Source organism: Paraburkholderia sp. SIMBA_054 (assembly GCF_046534875.1).
In the GTDB taxonomy this organism is placed as follows: domain Bacteria; phylum Pseudomonadota; class Gammaproteobacteria; order Burkholderiales; family Burkholderiaceae; genus Paraburkholderia; species Paraburkholderia hospita.
The window spans coordinates 1-242 of sequence record NZ_JAWRXV010001533.1; the positions used below are offsets into that span (position 1 = coordinate 1).

Here is a 242-nt window from a genome sequence, read left to right on the forward strand (position 1 = left end):
GCTGAACTCGACGAAGCGCGCAGTGCACTCGACAACGCGCGGCGGGTACGCGAGGCCGCACACCAGGAACTCGACCGCTATTCGCGGCTATTCGCGCAGCCGGGCGGCGGCGGTATTGCCGAATTGCAGGTGGAGCAAAAGAGAACCGCGTCGATGGAAGCGGACAATGCGTACCGTGTTGCGCAATCGAAGCTCGCCGAATTGGATTTCCGCTTGAGTCACGAATACGCGAAAGCGAATGC

The 242-nt window shown here is 61.2% G+C and carries 1 pseudogene; it reads left to right on the forward strand.

Annotated features, from left to right (window positions below):
* Positions 1–242 (forward strand): annotated as a pseudogene (locus tag SB822_RS60165) (hemolysin D); the annotation flags it as partial.